General features: G+C 65.7%; 19 protein-coding genes. 2 read left to right on the plus strand and 17 right to left on the minus strand.

Features of this window, described 5'->3' with window-relative positions:
* Positions 1-252 precede the first annotated feature (252 nt).
* Complete coding sequence (gene mftM / locus GM1_RS18660; RefSeq protein ID WP_008381465.1) at positions 253-1020, plus strand: mycofactocin oligosaccharide methyltransferase MftM; 768 nt, start codon at positions 253-255, stop codon at positions 1018-1020.
* Here mftM and GM1_RS18665 read toward each other — a convergent pair.
* The 7 genes from GM1_RS18665 to murA form a co-directional block, all read right to left on the minus strand.
* On the minus strand, positions 990-1640 hold the full coding sequence (locus GM1_RS18665; protein WP_008381468.1) for a MadR family response regulator transcription factor: 651 nt from the start codon (positions 1638-1640) through the stop codon (positions 990-992). The genes mftM and GM1_RS18665 overlap by 31 nt on opposite strands.
* On the minus strand, positions 1637-2953 hold the full coding sequence (locus tag GM1_RS18670; protein ID WP_008381469.1) for a MadS family sensor histidine kinase: 1317 nt from the start codon (positions 2951-2953) through the stop codon (positions 1637-1639). Before GM1_RS18670 ends, GM1_RS18665 begins: the two co-directional genes overlap by 4 nt.
* On the minus strand, positions 2950-4131 hold the full coding sequence (locus GM1_RS18675; RefSeq protein WP_008381470.1) for an iron-containing alcohol dehydrogenase: 1182 nt from the start codon (positions 4129-4131) through the stop codon (positions 2950-2952). The genes GM1_RS18670 and GM1_RS18675 overlap by 4 nt, the downstream gene beginning before the upstream one ends.
* A 42-nt stretch (positions 4132-4173) precedes the next feature.
* Entirely contained in the window at positions 4174-5703 is a 1530-nt protein-coding gene (gene madC / locus GM1_RS18680; protein WP_008381471.1) for a MadC family VWA domain-containing protein, read from the minus strand.
* Positions 5700-6722, minus strand: a complete 1023-nt coding sequence (locus GM1_RS18685) for a MadB family AAA-type ATPase (RefSeq protein ID WP_008381473.1) — start codon at positions 6720-6722, stop codon at positions 5700-5702. Before GM1_RS18685 ends, madC begins: the two co-directional genes overlap by 4 nt.
* Before the next feature lie 4 nt (positions 6723-6726).
* Positions 6727-7998: an NDMA-dependent methanol dehydrogenase gene (gene mdo / locus GM1_RS18690; RefSeq protein WP_008381476.1), complete on the minus strand. Its 1272-nt coding sequence runs from the start codon at positions 7996-7998 to the stop codon at positions 6727-6729.
* A gap of 171 nt (positions 7999-8169) precedes the next feature.
* Positions 8170-9426: a UDP-N-acetylglucosamine 1-carboxyvinyltransferase gene (gene murA, locus GM1_RS18695; RefSeq protein ID WP_008381477.1), complete on the minus strand. Its 1257-nt coding sequence runs from the start codon at positions 9424-9426 to the stop codon at positions 8170-8172.
* 37 nt (positions 9427-9463) lie between these two features.
* On the opposite strand from murA, the gene GM1_RS18700 reads away from it, so the two are divergent.
* On the plus strand, positions 9464-10054 hold the full coding sequence (locus GM1_RS18700; RefSeq protein ID WP_008381479.1) for a cob(I)yrinic acid a,c-diamide adenosyltransferase: 591 nt from the start codon (positions 9464-9466) through the stop codon (positions 10052-10054).
* Between the two features lie 8 nt (positions 10055-10062).
* Here the strand turns inward: GM1_RS18700 and GM1_RS18705 are convergent, their stop codons facing one another.
* The 10 genes from GM1_RS18705 to GM1_RS18750 all read right to left on the minus strand — a co-directional run bounded on the left by GM1_RS18705 (position 10063) and on the right by GM1_RS18750 (position 18515).
* On the minus strand, positions 10063-10509 hold the full coding sequence (locus GM1_RS18705) for a DUF2550 domain-containing protein (protein ID WP_008381482.1): 447 nt from the start codon (positions 10507-10509) through the stop codon (positions 10063-10065).
* Between the two features lie 106 nt (positions 10510-10615).
* A complete protein-coding gene (locus tag GM1_RS18710) occupies positions 10616-10993 on the minus strand; it encodes a F0F1 ATP synthase subunit epsilon (RefSeq protein ID WP_008381484.1) in 378 nt (125 codons plus the stop codon).
* A 9-nt stretch (positions 10994-11002) separates the two neighbouring features.
* Positions 11003-12451: a F0F1 ATP synthase subunit beta gene (gene atpD, locus GM1_RS18715; protein WP_008381486.1), complete on the minus strand. Its 1449-nt coding sequence runs from the start codon at positions 12449-12451 to the stop codon at positions 11003-11005.
* 34 nt (positions 12452-12485) lie between these two features.
* Positions 12486-13439 (minus strand): F0F1 ATP synthase subunit gamma, encoded by a 954-nt coding sequence (locus GM1_RS18720; protein WP_008381488.1) that lies wholly within the window; start codon positions 13437-13439, stop codon positions 12486-12488.
* A 1-nt stretch (position 13440) separates the two neighbouring features.
* Positions 13441-15075, minus strand: a complete 1635-nt coding sequence (atpA, locus tag GM1_RS18725; RefSeq protein ID WP_008381489.1) for a F0F1 ATP synthase subunit alpha — start codon at positions 15073-15075, stop codon at positions 13441-13443.
* A 46-nt stretch (positions 15076-15121) separates the two neighbouring features.
* On the minus strand, positions 15122-15943 hold the full coding sequence (locus GM1_RS18730) for a F0F1 ATP synthase subunit delta (protein ID WP_008381492.1): 822 nt from the start codon (positions 15941-15943) through the stop codon (positions 15122-15124).
* A 102-nt stretch (positions 15944-16045) separates the two neighbouring features.
* On the minus strand, positions 16046-16615 hold the full coding sequence (locus GM1_RS18735; RefSeq protein ID WP_008381493.1) for a F0F1 ATP synthase subunit B: 570 nt from the start codon (positions 16613-16615) through the stop codon (positions 16046-16048).
* Positions 16616-16631: 16 nt separating this feature from the next.
* A complete protein-coding gene (locus tag GM1_RS18740; RefSeq protein WP_008381495.1) occupies positions 16632-16874 on the minus strand; it encodes an ATP synthase F0 subunit C in 243 nt (80 codons plus the stop codon).
* Positions 16875-16989: 115 nt separating this feature from the next.
* Positions 16990-17730 (minus strand): F0F1 ATP synthase subunit A, encoded by a 741-nt coding sequence (atpB, locus tag GM1_RS18745; RefSeq protein WP_085950684.1) that lies wholly within the window; start codon positions 17728-17730, stop codon positions 16990-16992.
* Between the two features lie 296 nt (positions 17731-18026).
* Positions 18027-18515: a Cg1360 family ATP-synthase-associated protein gene (locus GM1_RS18750; RefSeq protein ID WP_008381498.1), complete on the minus strand. Its 489-nt coding sequence runs from the start codon at positions 18513-18515 to the stop codon at positions 18027-18029.
* Positions 18516-18527: the final 12 nt, after the last annotated feature.

Genomic DNA, 18527 nt, shown 5'->3' on the forward strand with positions numbered 1-18527 from the left:
ATCGGCGGCAACCGGACCCACCAACACCACCACCAGAATCTCGCGACCCGGTGAAGAAGTTGAAGGGAGTTTGTCCTTCGCGGCCTGGCCGCTCGGACTCGACATAAGTTACGCACAACCGCGCCGGATGACAAATCGCCTGGTCAGACGTTCGCGCCCGGCACGTCGGAGGAGGGGACCTGACCTTTCGGGTGGCTGAACGACCCGATCAGGCAGTTCTCGAGGATTCGAAGCGGTCCTAGCGTCGACAGCATGACGATCGCCGATCTGCACCGCACGTTCACCCTCGATTCGGTGAGCGACGGTGCGCTCGTCCCGGTGCTCAGTGCCATGGCAGCAGCCGGAGATCTCGACGGACAGCGCGGGTTCGAAGAGGCGATGGTCCACGTCATCGAGACCTGCGGCGACAGTCCCGCCGACGGATGGCACGCCTTCTACGTCAACTCGCTGGCGGAGTTGCGCGCCGGCACAGTCGACTTCGCGCGGATCCATCGACAGGCGCTGTCGTTGCTCTCGGGTTCCAGCGTGCTCGAGGTCGGTTCGTGCTTCGGGCTCTTCGCCCTGCAATGCGTTCAGGACGGGCATGTGGTCGACGCCTGCGACATCTGCCCTGGTGCCGTGGAACGACTCGCAGACGAGTCTCTCCGTCTCGGCCTGCCGCTGACTCCGCGCATCGGCGACGCGCGAGCCCTCCCCTACCCCGACCGCTCCGTCGACACGGTGACTCTGATTCACCTCCTTGAGCATCTCGAACCCGGCGATGTCGCCACGGCGATCACCGAAGCTGTCCGTGTCGCACGTCGACGAGTGGTGATCGCGGTCCCTTTCGAGGACGAACCGTCCGAACACTTCGGTCATCTGGTGAGCCTGAGCGAGGAGGATCTGCTGACGTGGGCGGCCCCGTGGGTCCGATGCGGCGTGCGGGCCACTGTGTTCACCGACTGCGGCGGTTGGCTTGTTCTCGACGTCGCCCCCTGCTCCGACTCCGGTCAGATCAAGCCGCGTTTGCTCGCTACATAGACCGCGTCTGTCCGGCGGCTCACTCCGAGCTTCCGGATGACGTTGCGGATGTGGAACTTGACCGTCGATTCCGAGATGTAGAGCGCCGCACCGATCTGCCCGTTCGACTCTCCCTGCGCCAGGTGACGGAGCACTTCACGTTCGCGGTCGGTCAGTTCGGCCGACGGATCGTGTCCTCCCGCCATCGTGCGAAGCACACTCGTCGCGCTGCGGGGATCGAATGCGCTGCCACCGGAGGCGACCGCCCGCACGGCCCGTACGAGCTCCGTCGTGTCGACGTCTTTCACCACGTACCCGCGTGCGCCGGCGCGGACCGCTCGGACCACAAGGTCGTCATCGAGAAACGTGGTGAGGACCAGCGTGGCGACGTCGGGGTGACGACGTGTGATCTCACCGACCAACCGAAGACCGTCGTAGTCCGCGCCCGCAGTGAGTTTGAGATCGACCACCACGACGTCCGGTCTGCTGATCGCGACTTCGGCGAGCGCAGATTCGTATGAGTCGGCCTCGCCGACGACGGTGACATCCTCCGACCGACCGAGCAGGGCCCGGAGACCTTCCCGCAGCAGCGCGTGATCGTCGACGAGAACCGTGCGGATGACTTGTTCGTGTGTGGTCATGGACGCTCCTCTGCAGGTGAGGGCACAGACGCCGCGATCCGAACGCCCCCGAGTCGGGATCGCCGGATCGAGAACGAGCCGTGGTGTTCGAAGGCTCGGGAAGCCATGTTCGCGAGTCCCCGGCTGCGGCCCTGAGCGATGTCGCCGCGCTCGGCGGACCGGAGGACCGATCGCAAGACGGATGGATCCCCGATCCCGTCGTCGTCGACGCGCAGGCGAACCCCCTCCGAGTTGTACTCGAGGGTGACGGCCACACGGGACGGATCGGCATGGAGCGCTGCATTGACGAGTGACTCCCCCACGATCCGCAGGACAGCGTGCTGGACGTCGCCTGGCAGCTCCCGAACGCGGCCGCGCACCGACACGCTCGTATCGACTCCTGGCGGCATGTGCAGACCGCACAGTTCCTCGAGGGTGTCCGCGATGCTCGACGACGGTTCGCTCGGTTGAGTGAGGGTGAAGATCGCGCCGCGGAGATGCTCCATGGCGTCCCGGCTCAGACGGACAGCCTTTTCCAGATGATCTGCCCCGGCCGGGCTCACCTCGCCCCGGCACAGCTCCATCTGAAGTCCAGCCGATAGAACTGTCTGCCCGACGGAGTCGTGGAGTTCGCGCGCGATCCGGGCACGTTCGGCGCTGAGCAGCGCGTAGCGCTGCACTGCCGACAGTTCGCGTTGCGTCTGCACGAGTTCGTCATTTCGTTCGGCGAGTTCCTCTGCTCGTTGCTGAGCCTGGAGGAACAACGAGGAGTTGACGAGCGCAACGGTCGCCTGACCGGCGAGAATCCGTAGAACCGTGAGGTCCGACGGATCGCCCCGGCGGTCGCCGCTCGTCCAGGCGGATAATCCACCGACCACCGCGCCGTCGAGTTCGACCGGCACGTGCACGTGATGGTCGTCGACGATCGGCGCGTGCAGCACGGTGACTTCACCGCGGAGCACATCGTTGAGCCGATTCAGCACCGGATCGGGAAGCCCGGTGGGCGGGGTCGCTATCGTGACTCCCTCGAAGGCGAGGATCTCGCCGTCTCCGTTCGCGATCAGGTGCCGCGGCTCAGTCCCCGACAACTGTCCGTCGGCCAGCGCGAAAAGCACCCACTCGGCGTCGAGGTGGGTGCGCACGGTCTCCACAACCGCGACGAGCAACGTCTCCGGGCCCGCCGCTGTCTGAACGAGTGCTTTGGAGATTCCTTCGAGCGCCATCATCACGCGATTGAGACTCGCCTCGCTGCCGCGGTACTGCGCGTAGTGACCGCCCTTGACGGTGCGCAGCCCGACGAGGGAGGCCAGATCGGGATCGATGGGCGAGCTCACAGCGCCTGCCGATACAGGTCGGCGATCTCCGCCTCTTCCGGGCGGCGCGGGTTGGTGATCATGCACGAATCGGCGAGCGCGTTCGTCGTGAGGAGGCCTACGTCGACGGTCTCCACTCCGAGCGGCCCCAGAGTGTCGGGCATGCCGACCCGCGCACCGAGTCGGGCCACCGCGTCGGCGAGACGGTCGGCGACCGTTCGAGGATCACCGCTGGTGGAGAGCCCGACTGCGTCGGAGAGGCGGACGAAGTCGTCTGCGCACACGAGCGCGTTGTATCGGATGACGTGCGGGAGGAGGACGGCGTTGATCGTTCCGTGCGGAGCGTCGCAGTGTCCGCCGACCGGGTGACTCATGGCGTGGGTGGCACCGAGGATCGCGTTGGTGAACGCCATGCCCGCGCGCAGCGACGCCAGTGCCATCTCCTCGCCTGCCACCGGATCGGTCCTGTCGTCGACGAGCCGCTCGAGATTCGCCCACACCCCGGTCAGTGACTCGAGGGCCAAAGCATCGGTGAGACTGCCGTGTGCCAGCGACACGTACGCCTCAATGCAGTGGGTGAGCGTGTCCATACCGGCCTGCGCCGTCACCTCCGGCGGTGCGGTGGTGAGCATCGTGGGGTCGATCACCGTCACGTTCGGCACGAGAGTCCGCCCGATGATAGTGACCTTGGTGCGCCGGTCGGGGTTGTTGACGATGCAGAACTGCGACACGTCCGCGCCGCTGCCTGCGGTCGTCGGCACCACCACCAAAGGGGGCAGCGGCCGTCGTGCCTTGTCGATGCCCTCGTACTCGAGGATCAGTCCACCGTTCGACGCGAGGACGGCGATCCCCTTCGCGGCGTCGATCACGGATCCGCCGCCGACGGCGACGATGCCGTCTGCGGCGTGCGTCTGGTACGCGCTGAACCCTTCGGCGATCTCATGGGCCCTCGGGTTCGGGGACACCCCGAGGTACGACCCTGATTCGAGCCCCTGCCCGCGAAGATCGGCGACGAGCCGCTCGTACCAGGGGGTCTGCTCGATCTTGCGGTCGGACACGATGAGCGGCCGCTGGATCCCGAGCCCAGCGGCCGCGATGGCCGCCTCGGGAAACGCTCCCCGGCCGAGCACGATCTCCGGCGTGTGGAACTTGGCCACCGTGGCTGCACGCCGACGCCCGAATTCGCCGTCGCTGGTCACCGGCCGTCCACCTCCTCCTGCTGACTCACGACGCTACCGTCCTCATCCGAGGGCGGCACCGAGTTCGTCACACCGAGTCAGGATCTCGGCGCCGTCACGAGCGCTGACAACGCCCGCGCAATGCTCCTCGTAATCGTCCAGGGCGCAACCGGTCTGGCCCCAGTAGCGGGACGGCTCGGGAGTGAGCCACGCCACCCGGTGTGATCGTCTCGCCAGGTCGGCGAACAGGTCGACGCGAGGATCGAATGCATTGCTGCGAGCGTCCCCCACCACCAGGACGCTGGTACGGCGAGACACCAGGTCACCGAACACGTCGAGGGTCTCCGTCCAGACTCTCCCGTAGTCGCTTGTCGCGGCCAGGTCGAGCCCGTCGGCGGCGAGGACTGCGGCGAGCGCATCGTCCGACGACGCCGAGCGAAGGGCCGACGTGACCAGGACCGGTCGATCGACGAATGCGATCACCTCGCACCGGTCGCCGAACCTGTGCAAGGTCTGCGCAAGTCGAAGAATGAAGCCCGCGACCGGCCGTACCGACAGCGACACGTCGACCATCACCAATAGACGGACCGGGCCGGGCACCACGCGTCGACGCCAGAGTTCCACCGGAACTCCATCTGTCGCGACTGCGGACCGCATGGTGGCACGCATGTCGAGTCGACCGCGGTCGGTGAGTCGGGGCACGCGTCGAGGCGCGCCTCGCATCCGCTGCACCAGTCGGTGACAGGCACGGTCGATGTCGGCCTGGTCACGGTGAACCTGCGACTTCGGGTCGGCTGCAGCTCCCGCACGTGCATCGCTCGTGGCCTCGAGACGGTCGGACAACGCGGCGACGAATCTCGCGAGCGCCTCCTGCAGCGACTCGCGTTGTCGCTGATTCAGTACAGCGTCGTCGACACCCTCGGCCTGGTACGCCGCTCTGCCGTCGCTTGCACCGAGCGCACGGAGCAGACCCGCTGCGTCGGCCAGTGACAGTGATCCACTCTCCACTCTGGCACCGGTGCCGACGAGCTCACCGACATCGGCCGCGGACGCGTGATCCACGTCGATCGTGTACGTCGCACCGCTGCCGACCGTCGACGATTCGGTCGCGACCTGGAGCTCCTCCGTGCCGGACGACACCGAGAAGTCGTCGTCCTCGCGATGTGAGCTCTCGCCGGTCCGCTCACGGGCGTCCGGATCGTCGATCATCAGCGCACCGATCTCCTCGGTGTGCTCGTCGGCGCCGATCATGCGCCCCGCGCCGACGAAATCGTCGTCCCAGTCGACGTCGTCGGGGAGATCGTTCGCGACGCTCCTCATCACCGCCCGGTTCGCATCCGGCTCCGGCGCCTCACCGAGATCGAAGTAGACGTCGAAGGCGATCTCGAACAACGGCCTCTCGTGCCCGTACTTCACGCTCACCGCGCGCAGCGCGCAGCGGAGGCGCTGGAGGTCCGAGGCGCCGATGAAAGCCATCACCCGCCGGACCTCGATCACCTCCGCGGGCGACGCCGGGATCCCGACATGGCGCAGAGCCCGTCCGAAGGCGACAGCCAACTCGTCGAGGACACCCGGCGTCAGCGCTGTGATCATCCCCGCGCTCCGACCCCCACGCGAGACCGACCCGCACCGAACGCCGCCTCGGTCGACGTGCCCACCGTCCGGCTCGTCGATCGCGACGGCGCGGCCAGGCTGCGCCGGACCTGGTCGAGGTCGGTGCCGAACTTGACGAGCAACGACATCAGCGCGCCGTCAGCACTGGTGTCGACGTCGCCGTCGGCACCGGTCAACAGCGCCGACGCCCGGGCCGCGTCGATCACTTCCGCGATCGACGGGCTCTTGCGCAGAGGCAACTCACGGAGACGCCGTGCGAGGTCGACGACATCGCTGACGATCTCAGCAGGCACCTCCGGCGCACGCACCGCGACGATCTGCTGTTCGCGTTCCGCCGTCGGATAGTCGACTTGAAAATGCAGACACCGCCGTTTGAGGGCAGGTGACAACTCGCGGGTGTCGTTGGACGTCAGGATCACCCACGGTTCCGACCGTGAGGTGAACGTTCCGAGTTCGGGCACGGTCACCTGGCGTTCGGCGAGCACTTCGAGCATCACCGCTTCGACTGCCTCATCCGTCCTGTCGATCTCGTCGACGAGCAGGACTGTCGGCGACGGCGACAGGATCGCCGCCAACAGCGGCCGCGGCACCAAGAACTCCTCGGTGTACACACCGACATCGGTCCGGGCCAGTGCCGCCGACGCAGCGGCCAGCGTCTGGTGCGTCGACAGTTCCTCACTGATGCGGTCGCGGAGCATCTGCACATGCAGCAGTTGGCGTGCGTAGTCCCACTCGTACAGGGATCGAGAGTCGTCGAGCCCCTCGTAACACTGCAGTCGAATCAGCTCCCGACCAGATGCTGCGGCGAGGGCTTTGGCGAGCTCAGTCTTGCCCACCCCGGCAGGCCCCTCCAGGAGGAGGGGCCTGCCGAGGAGAGTCGCCAGGTGCAGCACCACCGCGAGGTCGGGTTGGATCAGGTAACCCTGCCCGGCCAGTGCATCGGTGAGGTCGTCTGCGGTCTCGAAACCGTCGACGGGGTCGGCGTCCACGTTGATCATCGGGTCAGTAGCTTCCAGTCATGGCGTGACGGATCATCGGCAGCTGCGACTCGACCGTGCACTCGCGGGGGTTCGCCGGCGTGCACCAGTCGCCCATCATGTGCTCGGAGATGGTGCGGACCATCTCGTCCGACGTGTCGATCTGGGTTCCGCGGCCTTCGTACAGTCCCGTGTTCATTCGGTTCTTCTGGTAACTCTCCGGTCGGACGGCCCCGAAGTTGTCCGGGATGCCGAGATCCTTCGACAGTCGGATCGCGGCGTCGACGGCCGAGTCGGCCGCCTGGACCGTCGTCATGTTCCTGGTGTCGACACCCAAGAGGGGCGCCATCTCGGCGAAACGCTCGTAGCGGGCCGGCAGGTTGTACTCCCACACGCGAGGCAGTGCGATCGCATTGTTCAGGCCGTGATGCAGATCGAAGTATGCGCTGACCGCGTGTGACATCGAGTGGATCTGACCGAGACCACCCGAGTTGAACGCCTGCGCGGCGATGTACTGGGCGTGCATCATGCCGGTGCGGGCCTCGAGATTGTGCGGGTCGTACACCGCGGTCGGCAGATGCTTCGCGATGAGTTCGATCGAGTACTTGGCGTTGCCGAGCGAAGGAGCGAAGTCCAGGCGCGACACCCACGGCTCACTGGCATGTGCGAGGACGTCGAAGCCGCAGTAGGCGGTGAACTCCTGCGGGCACGAGTAGTACAACAACGGGTCGTCCATCGCCAGATCGACGAGGCAGGTGTCGTCGAAAGCCACCCACTTGTGGGGCTTCTCCATATCGGAGGTGTCTGTGATGACGTACGCCCAGGACGTCTCCGAACCGGTGCCCGCCGTGGTCGAGACCGCGATGTGCTTCGGGTTCTCCTTATTCGTGGCCTTCGAGAAGCCCTCGAACTCGTTGATGTTCCGACCGTCGTGCGCGATCACCATGCGCGCGCCCTTCGCCGCGTCGTGGCTTGATCCGCCTCCGACGGAGATGATGCCGTCACACTTCTCCGACTGGTACCGCGCCGCGGCGTCCATCGCGTTCGTGTCCTTGGGGTTCGACTGCACTTCGTCGAACAGGACGACGTCTACACCCTGGTACTCGATCTTGCCGGTCAACTCTTCGATGATTCCCGAGCCGCGCAGTCCCGTGGTCATCAGGAGTACGCGGGTCATGCCGAGTTCCTTCGCCTCGACGCCGAGCATGTCATGGGCGCCGACACCCAACTTGGCCTTGGGGAAGGGGTGGAACTCCTTGATCGGGAAATCCCAGATCTGATTCAGTTCGATTGCCATGCGGCTCAACTCCTGTGACTGTGGACTGTTGTCCCTCACAGCGTGTGCCCCACGTCACTGGGCCGTCCAGCGCTCCTGACCTGCAGCGCAGCGACTCGGTCCAGGCGATCAGGGCCCGACCTGTCCGATCGGACAGGTGCCCGCGACCCTCCCGTACAGGGATACGCGACGTCAGTCGCGGACGCGCTCGATCGTCCCGCCGAGCGTCCGCAGCTGATTCTCGAAGTCCGGGTAGCCGCGATCGATGTGCTCGATGTCGTGCACCTCGGTCACACCGTCGGCGACGAGTCCGGCGAGCACCAGACCGACTCCTGCACGGATGTCGGACGACCACACCGGTGCGCTGGAGAGCGCATCCACGCCGCGGATCACCGCGTGGTGGCCGTCGGTGCGGGCGTCGGCGCCGAGACGGACCAACTCCTCGACGAATCGGAAGCGCGCTTCGAAGACGTTCTCGGTCACGACGGACAGTCCGTCGGAGATCGTCGCGAGCCCGATGGCCATCGGCTGGAGATCGGTCGGGTACCCGGGGAACGGCAGAGTGGCGGTGTTGACCGCAACCGGTCGCTTCTCCTGGACTACCCGGAAGCCGTCGTCGAAACGATCGACACGGGCGCCCGCGTCCTCGAACTTCTTGAGGACGAGTCGAAGGTGTTCGGGATCGATGCCCCGCACGGTGATGTCGCCGCGCGTCATGGCCGCTGCGGTACCCCACGTGCCCGCGACGATGCGATCGCCCACCACGTGGTGGGTCGTCGGGTGCAGAGCCTGCACTCCGGTGACGGTGAGCGTCGGGGTGCCTGCACCATCGATGACGGCGCCCATCTGCTGGAGCATCTCGCACAGGTCGACGATCTCCGGTTCGCGGGCAGCGTTCTCGATCGTCGTGACACCGTCGGCGAGGACCGCCGCCATGAGGATGTTCTCGGTTGCCCCCACCGACGGAAACCCGAGCGCGATCTCCGCCCCGTGCAGACTGTCGGCTTCGGCGACCACACATCCGTGCTCGATGGAACTCCGCGCGCCCAGCGCCCGGAGGCCGGCCTGATGCATGTCGAGCGGTCGCGAACCGATCGCGTCTCCACCGGGCAGCGCAACGACGGCCCGCTTGCAGCGAGCCATCAACGGACCGAGGACGCACACCGACGCACGGAACTGCTTCACGGCGTCGAAGTCGGCGTGGTACTCGGGTTCGGCAGGCGAATCGATCACGACGGTGTCACCGGTGATCTCCACGGTGGCACCGAGCCCACGAAGCACATCGGCCATCAACGGCACATCGGCGATCTCGGGAGCGTTTGTCAGAACTGTGCGCCCCTCCGCCAGAAGGGCCGCCGCCATCAGCTTCAACACGCTGTTCTTGGCGCCGCCGACGACAACTTCACCTACGAGACGTGCCCCACCGGTCACTAGATAGCGATCACTCACCGGCACAGTCTATCGGCAGGCGCGTAAGTTCCCTGTCATGGCAGTTCATCTCACACGCATCTACACCCGCACCGGCGACGACGGAACCACCGGCCTGTCGGACTTCTCCCGAGTCGCCAAGACCGACCTGCGGGTGGTCGCCTACGCCGACTGCGACGAGGCCAACGCAGCGATCGGTCTGGCCCTCACCGTGGCGGGTGAGGTGCCCGGCGACATCGCGTCTGTCCTCACGACCGTCCAGAACGATCTGTTCGACGCCGGCGCCGACCTGTCGACCCCGGTCGTCGCAGAACCCGAGTATCCGCCGCTGCGCGTCGACGCGTCGTACGTCGACGCGTTGGAGACCTGGTGCGACACCTTCGGCGAGGAACTCGAGCCGCTCGACTCGTTCATTCTCCCCGGCGGCACTCCCCTGTCGGCGTACCTTCACCAGGCTCGAGTGACTGTCCGGAGGGCAGAACGGTCAGCGTGGGCGGCCATCGACGGCCACCCGGACGACACGTCGGTACTTCCGGCGAAGTACCTCAACCGGCTGTCGGATCTTCTGTTCATCCTCGGACGGGTCGCCAACGTCCGAGCCGGAGTGGGCGACGTGAAGTGGGTTCCCGGAGGGGATCGCGAACGCTGAGGAAGCGCTCACGCCGCGGGGCGCCGGCGCGCGCGTTTGGGTGATCGAGCTTCGATCCAGGATTGGAACGCCATGACGAGTTCCGGAGCCATCGCGATCTCGTAGCGACCGCCTTGGCCGCGGCGTCCGACAGCGAGTTCCACCACCACGACGTCGGCGTCCATGATCTCCAGCTCGGTGCCGGAGGGGCTTCGGCGGGCGACGACGTCGATGCGGCGCCGGGACAGGCTCAGCGTCGGTCCCGGCCGCAACGAAGACAGCCGGTAGTACACGAGTGCGTCGTCCGTGTAGTGAATGGCGCCATGACGCCAGCCTGCGTCAGCGGCCGCCGGCAGTTCGCGCAGCAGCATCGGCGTTCCTGCCGATCGCATCAGGCGGAGTCGGTACACGACCAGACTCACGCCGGCGACTCCGCCGAGCACGACTAGACAGAGAATCCACAACCACGGTGGCATATGCGCCTCCTTCTCTCGTCTCGTCGTCATCGAAGGTACGCGAAGAGCCGCCCTGCGGTGCAGGACGGCTCTTCGTCAATGGATCACTTCACAGATCTGACCGCTGTCAGCTCACGGCTTCCACGGCGCGAATACGGGACTTCGCGGTGAGGAACGCCTCGCTGCCCTCGGTTGCCGACTCCAGTGCGGCACGCTCTGCGGCCACGTCGATGTCGGTGGAGAACTGCGCGGACTCGGCGAGCACGGTCACCGTGGTGGCCGAGACGGACAGGAATCCACCCTGGACGGCGAGTGCCTTGCGAGCACCGCCTGCCTCCGTGAGGACCACGGCACCGCCCGGGGCGAGTTCGCCCAGCATCGGCTCGTGGTTGGCCAGGATGCCGATCTGACCGACGGTGGTCTGTGCGCTGACGAACGTCGCCTCTCCGGAGTAGAGAGCGGCGTCCGGTGCGACCACGTCGAGACGGAAAGTCTTGTCAGACATCGCGGTCGACTACTTTCCGGCGATCTTCTCAGCAGCGGCGAGGACGTCGTCGAGTCCGCCACAGCTGTTGAACGCCTGCTCCGGCAGGTGATCGAACTCGCCCTTGCACAGGCGGTCGAACGCGTCGATGGTCTCGGCGAGCGGCACGACCGAGCCGACCTGGCCGGTGAACTTCTCGGCGACCAGGAAGTTCTGGCCGAGGAACTTCTGGATACGACGCGCGCGGGCGACCGTGACCTTGTCCTCTTCCGAGAGCTCGTCCATACCGAGGATGGCGATGATGTCCTGCAGTTCCTTGTACTTCTGCAGGATGCGCTTGACCTCGTTGGCGACGCGGAAGTGCTCGTCACCGACAATCGACGCCTCGAGGATTCGCGACGTCGAGGTCAGCGGATCCACGGCCGGGTAGATGCCCAGCTGCGAGATCGGGCGCGAGAGCTCGGTGGTCGCATCGAGGTGCGCGAACGTGGTCGCCGGTGCCGGGTCGGTGTAGTCGTCGGCGGGGACGTAGATCGCCTGCAGCGAGGTGATCGAACGGCCCTTGGTCGACGTGATGCGCTCCTGGAGCTCACCCATCTCGTCGGCCAGCGTCGGCTGGTAACCGACGGCCGAAGGCATACGACCGAGAAGGGTCGAGACCTCGGAACCGGCCTGCGTGAAGCGGAAGATGTTGTCGATGAACAGCAGAACGTCCTGCTGCTGCACGTCGCGGAAGTACTCGGCCATGGTCAGGGCCGAGAGGGCGACGCGCATACGCGTCCCTGGGGGCTCATCCATCTGGCCGAAGACGAGGGCGGTGTCCTGAAGGACGCCCATCTCTTCCATCTCCAGGTGTAGGTCGGTGCCCTCACGGGTACGCTCACCGACGCCTGCGAACACCGAGGTGCCGGAGAACTCGCGAGCGATACGGGTGATCATCTCCTGGATCAGAACGGTCTTGCCGACACCGGCACCACCGAACAGACCGATCTTGCCGCCCTTGACGTACGGGGTCAGGAGGTCGATGACCTTGATGCCGGTCTCGAGGATCTCCGTCTTGCCCTCGAGCTGGTCGAAGGCCGGGGGCTTGCGGTGGATGCCCCACTGCTCGCCGTCGCGACCGGTGCCCGGTGCGTCCAGGCAGTCGCCCAGTGCGTTGAAGACGTGGCCCTTGACGACGTCGCCGACGGGAACCGAGATCGGCTTGCCGGTGTCGACGACGGCAGCGCCGCGGACCAGGCCGTCGGTCGGCTGCATCGAGACGGTGCGCACCATGTTGTCACCGAGATGCTGAGCGACCTCGAGGGTCAGCGTCTTGGCGACAGCGGCGAGGGTGACCTCGGCGTGCAGGGCGTTGAACAGGTTGGGGATGGCGCCGCGCGGGAACTCGACGTCGACGACGGGGCCGATCACCCGGGCGACACGACCCGCGGTGGCCGTGGCGGCACCCGCGTTCGAGTCGGTGACTGCTGCAGTCATTGTTGTTTCACTTTCCTCGGTTGTCTTGTCGCGATCAGTTCGCCAGCGCCTCGACGCCGCCGACGATTTCGCTGATTTCCTGGGTGATCTGTGCCTGACGTGCCGCGTTGGCCTGCCTGGACAGGCTCTTCTCGAGCTCGTTCGCGTTGTCGGTTGCCGCCTTCATGGCGGTACGACGTGCGGCGTTCTCCGATGCAGCGGCATCGAGCAGGGCTGCGAAGATGCGGGACGCGACGTACTTGGGCAGCAGCGCGTCGAGCAGCTCCTTGGCCTCCGGCTCGAACTCGACCTCGGCCGAGACGTGTGCGTTGCCGTTGTCGACGAGCATGTCGTCGCCCATCTGCAACTGCTCGGTCTCGAACTCGATGTCGATCGGCGCCATACGGCGGACGATCGGCTTCTGAGTCAGCATCGACACGAAGCGCGTGTAGACCACGTGCAGTTCGTCGAAGCCCTCGATCTCGCCGCCCTGAGGCAGCGCGACCGACTCGTCCGAACCGGCGAGGAACGCGTCCACCAGGTGGTGAACGGCTGCCGCGCTGTCGGCGAATGCGGGCTGCTGCGAGAAGCCCGACCAACTCGCTGCGATCGGACGATCGCGGAACGTGTAGTACCCGATGCCCTTGCGGCCCATCACGTACACGACCGGGGTCTTGCCCTCGCTGCGGAGCAGCGACAGAAGCTCTTCGGTCTCCTTGAGCACGTTCGAGTTGTAGCCGCCGCACTGGCCGCTGTCGCTGGTCACGACCAGGACGGCAGCACGCTTCGGCGTCTCGCGAGCAGTCAACAGCGGGCTGTCGAGCGACGAGCTCGCACTGGCCAGCGTCGTGACGACCCGCGTGATCTCCTCGGAGTAGGGACGCGCGGCAGCCACGCGAGCCTGTGCCTTGGTGATACGCGAGGTCGCGATCAGCTCCTGCGCCTTCGTGATCTTCTTGGTCGACTGAATCGACCTGATCCGTGAGCGCAGCTCCCGAATAGTGGCCATGTTACTTCTGCTTCTTCGTCACTCGGATCGTCTCGGACTCGACGTCCTCGGCAGCCAGAGCATCGGCCTCGACCTCGACGACACGGCTGCCGTCGGTCGCGATGAAGCCTGCCTTGAAGTTGTTCGTCGCGGTCTCGAGAGCAGCCTTGTCGTCGCCCGAGAGCTTCTTGCCGCCCTCGATGTTCGAGTAGACGCCTGCGGCCGTGTGGTGCAGGTCGGCCAGCAGCTCCGACTCGAAGCGACGCACATCGGCGACCGGAACCGAGTCCATGAAGCCCTCACCACAGAGGTAGAGCGACACGATCTGGTCTTCAACCGAGACCGGGCTGTACTGGTCCTGCTTCAGCAGTTCCACCCAGCGGGCGCCACGCTCGAGCTGTGCCTTCGAAGCGGCGTCCAGGTCCGAGGCGAAGGCCGAGAAGGCTTCCAGCTCACGGAACTGTGCGAGCTCCAGACGCAGCGAACCCGAGACGTCCTTGAGGCCCTTGGTCTGGGCGGCGCCACCGACACGCGACACCGAGATGCCGACGTTGATGGCGGGACGGACACCCTTGTTGAAGAGGTCCGACTCCAGGAAGACCTGGCCGTCGGTGATCGAGATGACGTTGGTCGGGATGAACGCCGACACGTCGTTGGCCTTGGTCTCGATGATCGGCAGTGCGGTCATCGAACCGCCGCCGAGTGCGTCGGACAGCTTGGCCGAGCGCTCCAGCAGACGCGAGTGCAAGTAGAAGACGTCACCCGGGTATGCCTCGCGGCCCGGCGGGCGACGCAGCAGCAGCGAGATGGCGCGGTAGGCCTCAGCCTGCTTCGACAGGTCGTCGAACACGATGAGGACGTGCTTGCCCTGGTACATCCAGTGCTGGCCGAGTGCCGAACCGGTGTACGGTGCGAGCCACTTGAAGCCGGCGGAGTCGGACGCGGGAGCTGCGACGATGGTGGTGTACTCCATCGCGCCGGCCTCTTCGAGGGCGCTCTTGACGCCTGCGATGGTCGAACCCTTCTGGCCGACTGCGACGTAGATGCAGCGAACCTGCTTCTCCGGGTCGCCGGTCGCCCAGTTGTCCTTCTGGTTCAGGATCGCGTCGATGCAGACCGCGGTCTTGCCGGTCTTGCGGTCGCCGATGATCAGCTGACGCTGACCGCGGCCGATCGCGGTCATCGCGTCGATGGCCTTGATACCGGTGGCGAGGGACTCCTCGACCGGCTGACGCTCGAGAACCGAGGCTGCCTGGAGTTCGAGGACGCGGTCGCCCTCCGACTCGATGGCGCCGAGGCCGTCGATCGGTGCGCCCAGCGGGTCGATGACGCGGCCGAGGAACTTGTCGCCGACCGGAACCGAGAGCACGTTGCCGGTGCGCTTGACTTCCTGGCCTTCTTCGATGTTCTGCGAATCGCCGAGGATGACGGCGCCGACCTCGTCGAGATCGAGGTTCAGAGCCACACCGCGGATGCCGCCCTCGAACTCGAGGAGCTCGTTGGCCATGGCACCGGGCAGGCCTGCGACGTGAGCGATGCCGTCACCGGTGTCGGTGACAGTGCCCACCTCTTCGCGAGTGGCCTGGCCGCCCACTTCCTGGGTGTAACTTGCGATCGCGCTCCGAATTTCATCGGAGGAGATGGTCAACTCCGCCATTTTCCTGCTTCTCCTGGCTGTCTAAGTGATCTGGGAATCGTATGGGTTAGCGCAAGCCGCTGCGCAGCGTTGCGATCTTGCCGGACAGGCTGCCGTCGATGCGCTCATCGCCCACACGGACGACGACCCCACCGAGGAGTTCCGGATCGATGTCGACGTGCAGGGTGACCGGCGCGTCGTAGATGGCGGCGAGCTTCGCCGACAGCGCGGTGCGCTGATCTGCGGAGAGCTCCCCTGCACTGGTCACGTAAGCGACCTTGCGGCCGTTGCTTGCGGCGGCGAGCTGCGAGAGCTCGTCGATCGCGTCGCCCGGCAGGACGTCGGTGCGACCGACGCCGTAACCGGCCAGCTTCTCGGTGACCGTGTCGACCTTGCCGTTGATCAGCTTGCGAAGCAGGCCGAAGCGATCGGCGGCGCTGCGAGTGCGATCAGACAGAGCCTGTTCGAGGGCGTTGTCGCCCTTGACGATCCGAGCGAGGCGGAAGAGCTCCTCCTCGACGGTGTCGATGCGACCGGTCTCCTTGGCAGCGAACAGCAGAGCCTCGATACCGAGGGACTGGAGTGCGCGGACGAGGTCGGCGTCGCTCGACCAGTTTCGGGCCGCCGCCGACGAGACGACAGCGCGCGTGGTATCGGACACCTTGCCGGTCAGCACGGTGTCGGCGATCTTCGCACGCTCATCCGCAGCGGTGGCCGAGTCGGCCAGCGCGGTGCGCAGCGAGCGATTGTCGTTGACGGTCTCGGCGACCGACAGCAGTTCGTCGCCGACGGTCACCGAATCGGTGGCCGGTGCGGACGAACCGCGCAATGCGGTCTCCAGCTCGACGCGAGCCCCTTCGAGGGCTTCACGGCTAGACGCTGCGTACATCTATCTGCATTCCTTCTTCTCCGCTGGGCGAGGAGTCAGTGGGCGCGAGGGGCATGTCGATGCCCGCTCGCCGTCCCACATTCCTCACCGTCGCTGCCTGGATTACTTGGCGCTTGCCGCGTCGTCGAGCTCGGCGAGGAACCGGTCAACGGTTCCGGCCTGCTTGACGTCGTCCTGCAGCGAAGCTCCGACGAGCTTCTCGGCCAGGTCGACCGACATCTTTCCGAGGTCACCGCGCAGTTCGGAGACGACCTGCTGACGCTGCGCGTCGAGCTGGGTGTGCCCGTTGGCGATGATCCGTTCGCTTTCGGCGGTCGCCTGAGCCTTCAGATCCGCGATGATCTGGGTGCCCTGGTTGCGGGCCTCTTCGCGGATTCCGGCTGCCTCTTCACGAGCGCCTGCGAGCTGCTCGCGGTACGCCTTCAGCGACGCAGCGGCTTCGGCCTGCGCGGCCTCGGCGCGCTCGATGCCGCCTTCGATCGTGTCGCGACGCTCGTCAAGCACCTGGCGGTACTTCGGAATGACGAACTTCCAGAAGACGAAGAGAACGACAGCGAAGGCGACCAGCGACCAGGTGATGTCGTACCACTGCGGCAGCAGCGGATTCGGCGGCTGGTGTTCGCCGCCCTCTTCCGGCGTTGCTTCCGCCAGAATCATCAGTTCGTTGATCATTGAAGTCGTCTCTCGATCAGAAGATGAAGCCGGCGACGATACCGATCAGCGCCAGAGCCTCAGAGAGTGCGATACCGAGGAACATGGTGGTGCGGATCTGACCGGCCAGCTCGGGCTGACGGGCGATACCCTCGATGGCCTTGCCGGCGACGATGCCAACACCGATGCCGGGGCCGATGGCTGCGAGGCCGTAACCGATCGCGCCGAAGCCCTTACCGGTGATGGTCGAGTCTGCAGCCAGAGTCTGGGCGATGCTCATCTTGCGATTCCCTTTCTTAATGGCTCCTCGCCCGGTCGAGCGAGTGAGTCAGTTCGTGACGAATCCGGAGTGTCCCGGATCCGAGTTATTCAGTTGGTCGTTGGACAGCTCGGCGTCAGTGCGAGTCTGCGTGAATCGACTGGTCGATGTAGACGGCGGTCAGCAGCGCGAAGATGTACGCCTGCAGGCCGATGACCAGAAGCTCGAAGAACGTGAATCCGATTCCCGCGATCATTCCGCCGACACCCGCCAGGCTCCATAGGCCGCCCTTGGTGATCACGAAGAACTGCGTCGCCGAGAAGAAGAGGACCAGCATGATGTGGCCGGCGAGCATGTTCGCGAGAAGTCGGACAGTCAGCGTGAACGGACGCAGGATGAAGGTCGAGACGAACTCGATCGGGACTAGCAGGAAGTGCACGGGCAGCGGCACTCCCGGGAGCACGATCGACGACTTGATGAAGCCGAAGAACCCGTACTTGGAGATGCCGACCCAGCAGTAGGTGATGTAGGCGACGAGCGCCATGACCAGCGGCATGCCGATGCGCGCGTTGGTCGAGATGTTCAGGAACGGAAGGATCGACGTCAGGTTGAGGAAGATCGTCGCGAAGAAGATCGAGGCGATGATCGTCAGGAACTTGCGGCCGTTCTCCTTGCCGAGGATCTCTTCGGCGATGTTGATCCGGACCCAGTCGAGCATGCTCTCGGCGACGTTCTGCGCTCGGGTCGGCACGACCTTCGGACTGCGCATCGCGATGAGGAAGCCACCGGCTACCAGCACAGACACGATGACTCGGATGAGCATGAGGCGGTCCATGCCCCACCACTCGGGGTTGGGCTGGTTTCCACCGAACAACATCACGGGATAGAAATCCCACAGTGTCGGCGCGTGGAATTCGTCTCCAGCTGCGAGGATGGCGCTCAGCGTTCTCTCCCGTTCTCGGGCCCACCGACCTCACGGTCTGCGGGGGTCCTACTGTCATTTGGCGATTCGGACATCGCTGTACGGCGCACGTCACCTGAATCTGCCTGCGTGCAGCAGATTAGCAAGTCTTGACCTTCGGCGGCGAATCAGGAACGAGCCGCGTGGCGGTTCGTCGTCCTACTATCGAGTGTAGTAGCTGCTCAGGGTAGCCACAGTGAGGGTGGTCACACCTACTGGGCAGTAGTGCCGTCGGAGTCTGTATATGTCTGTCGGGTCGACATCACACCCCACAGCTCGGCGCCGAGGACTGCGATGATGGCGCCGATCAGCGTCGTCGCGAGTGCGCCCTTGTGGTAGAAGTCCATGTCCTTGATGAGGGCGGTCACGGCGATCGCGGCGACAACCTTCACCAGGTATGACCCCATCAGAGCGCCCATGACGACCGCAGGCAGTGCGTTCCGCGTCAGGAGGATCGTGATGACCGTGATCAGAATGAATGCTCCGCCGATCCCCGCGCCGATCAAGACGCCCCACAGCCCGGGCGTCCCCTTCCAGGGCCAGAAGATCAGCAATCCGGCGACCAGCAAGACACCGAGCCCGGTGACGCCGTACTTCAAACCGTTCCAGAGGGGCGCAGCCGGATCGTCCCATTCATGCTTCACTGTCGGCTCGTCCGCTGGGGATTCGTCGGCGGGCGAGTTCTCATCATTCACAGACACGCGCACCAGGCT

It is taken from the genome of Gordonia malaquae NBRC 108250 (assembly GCF_000344135.1).
Taxonomy (GTDB): domain Bacteria; phylum Actinomycetota; class Actinomycetes; order Mycobacteriales; family Mycobacteriaceae; genus Gordonia; species Gordonia malaquae.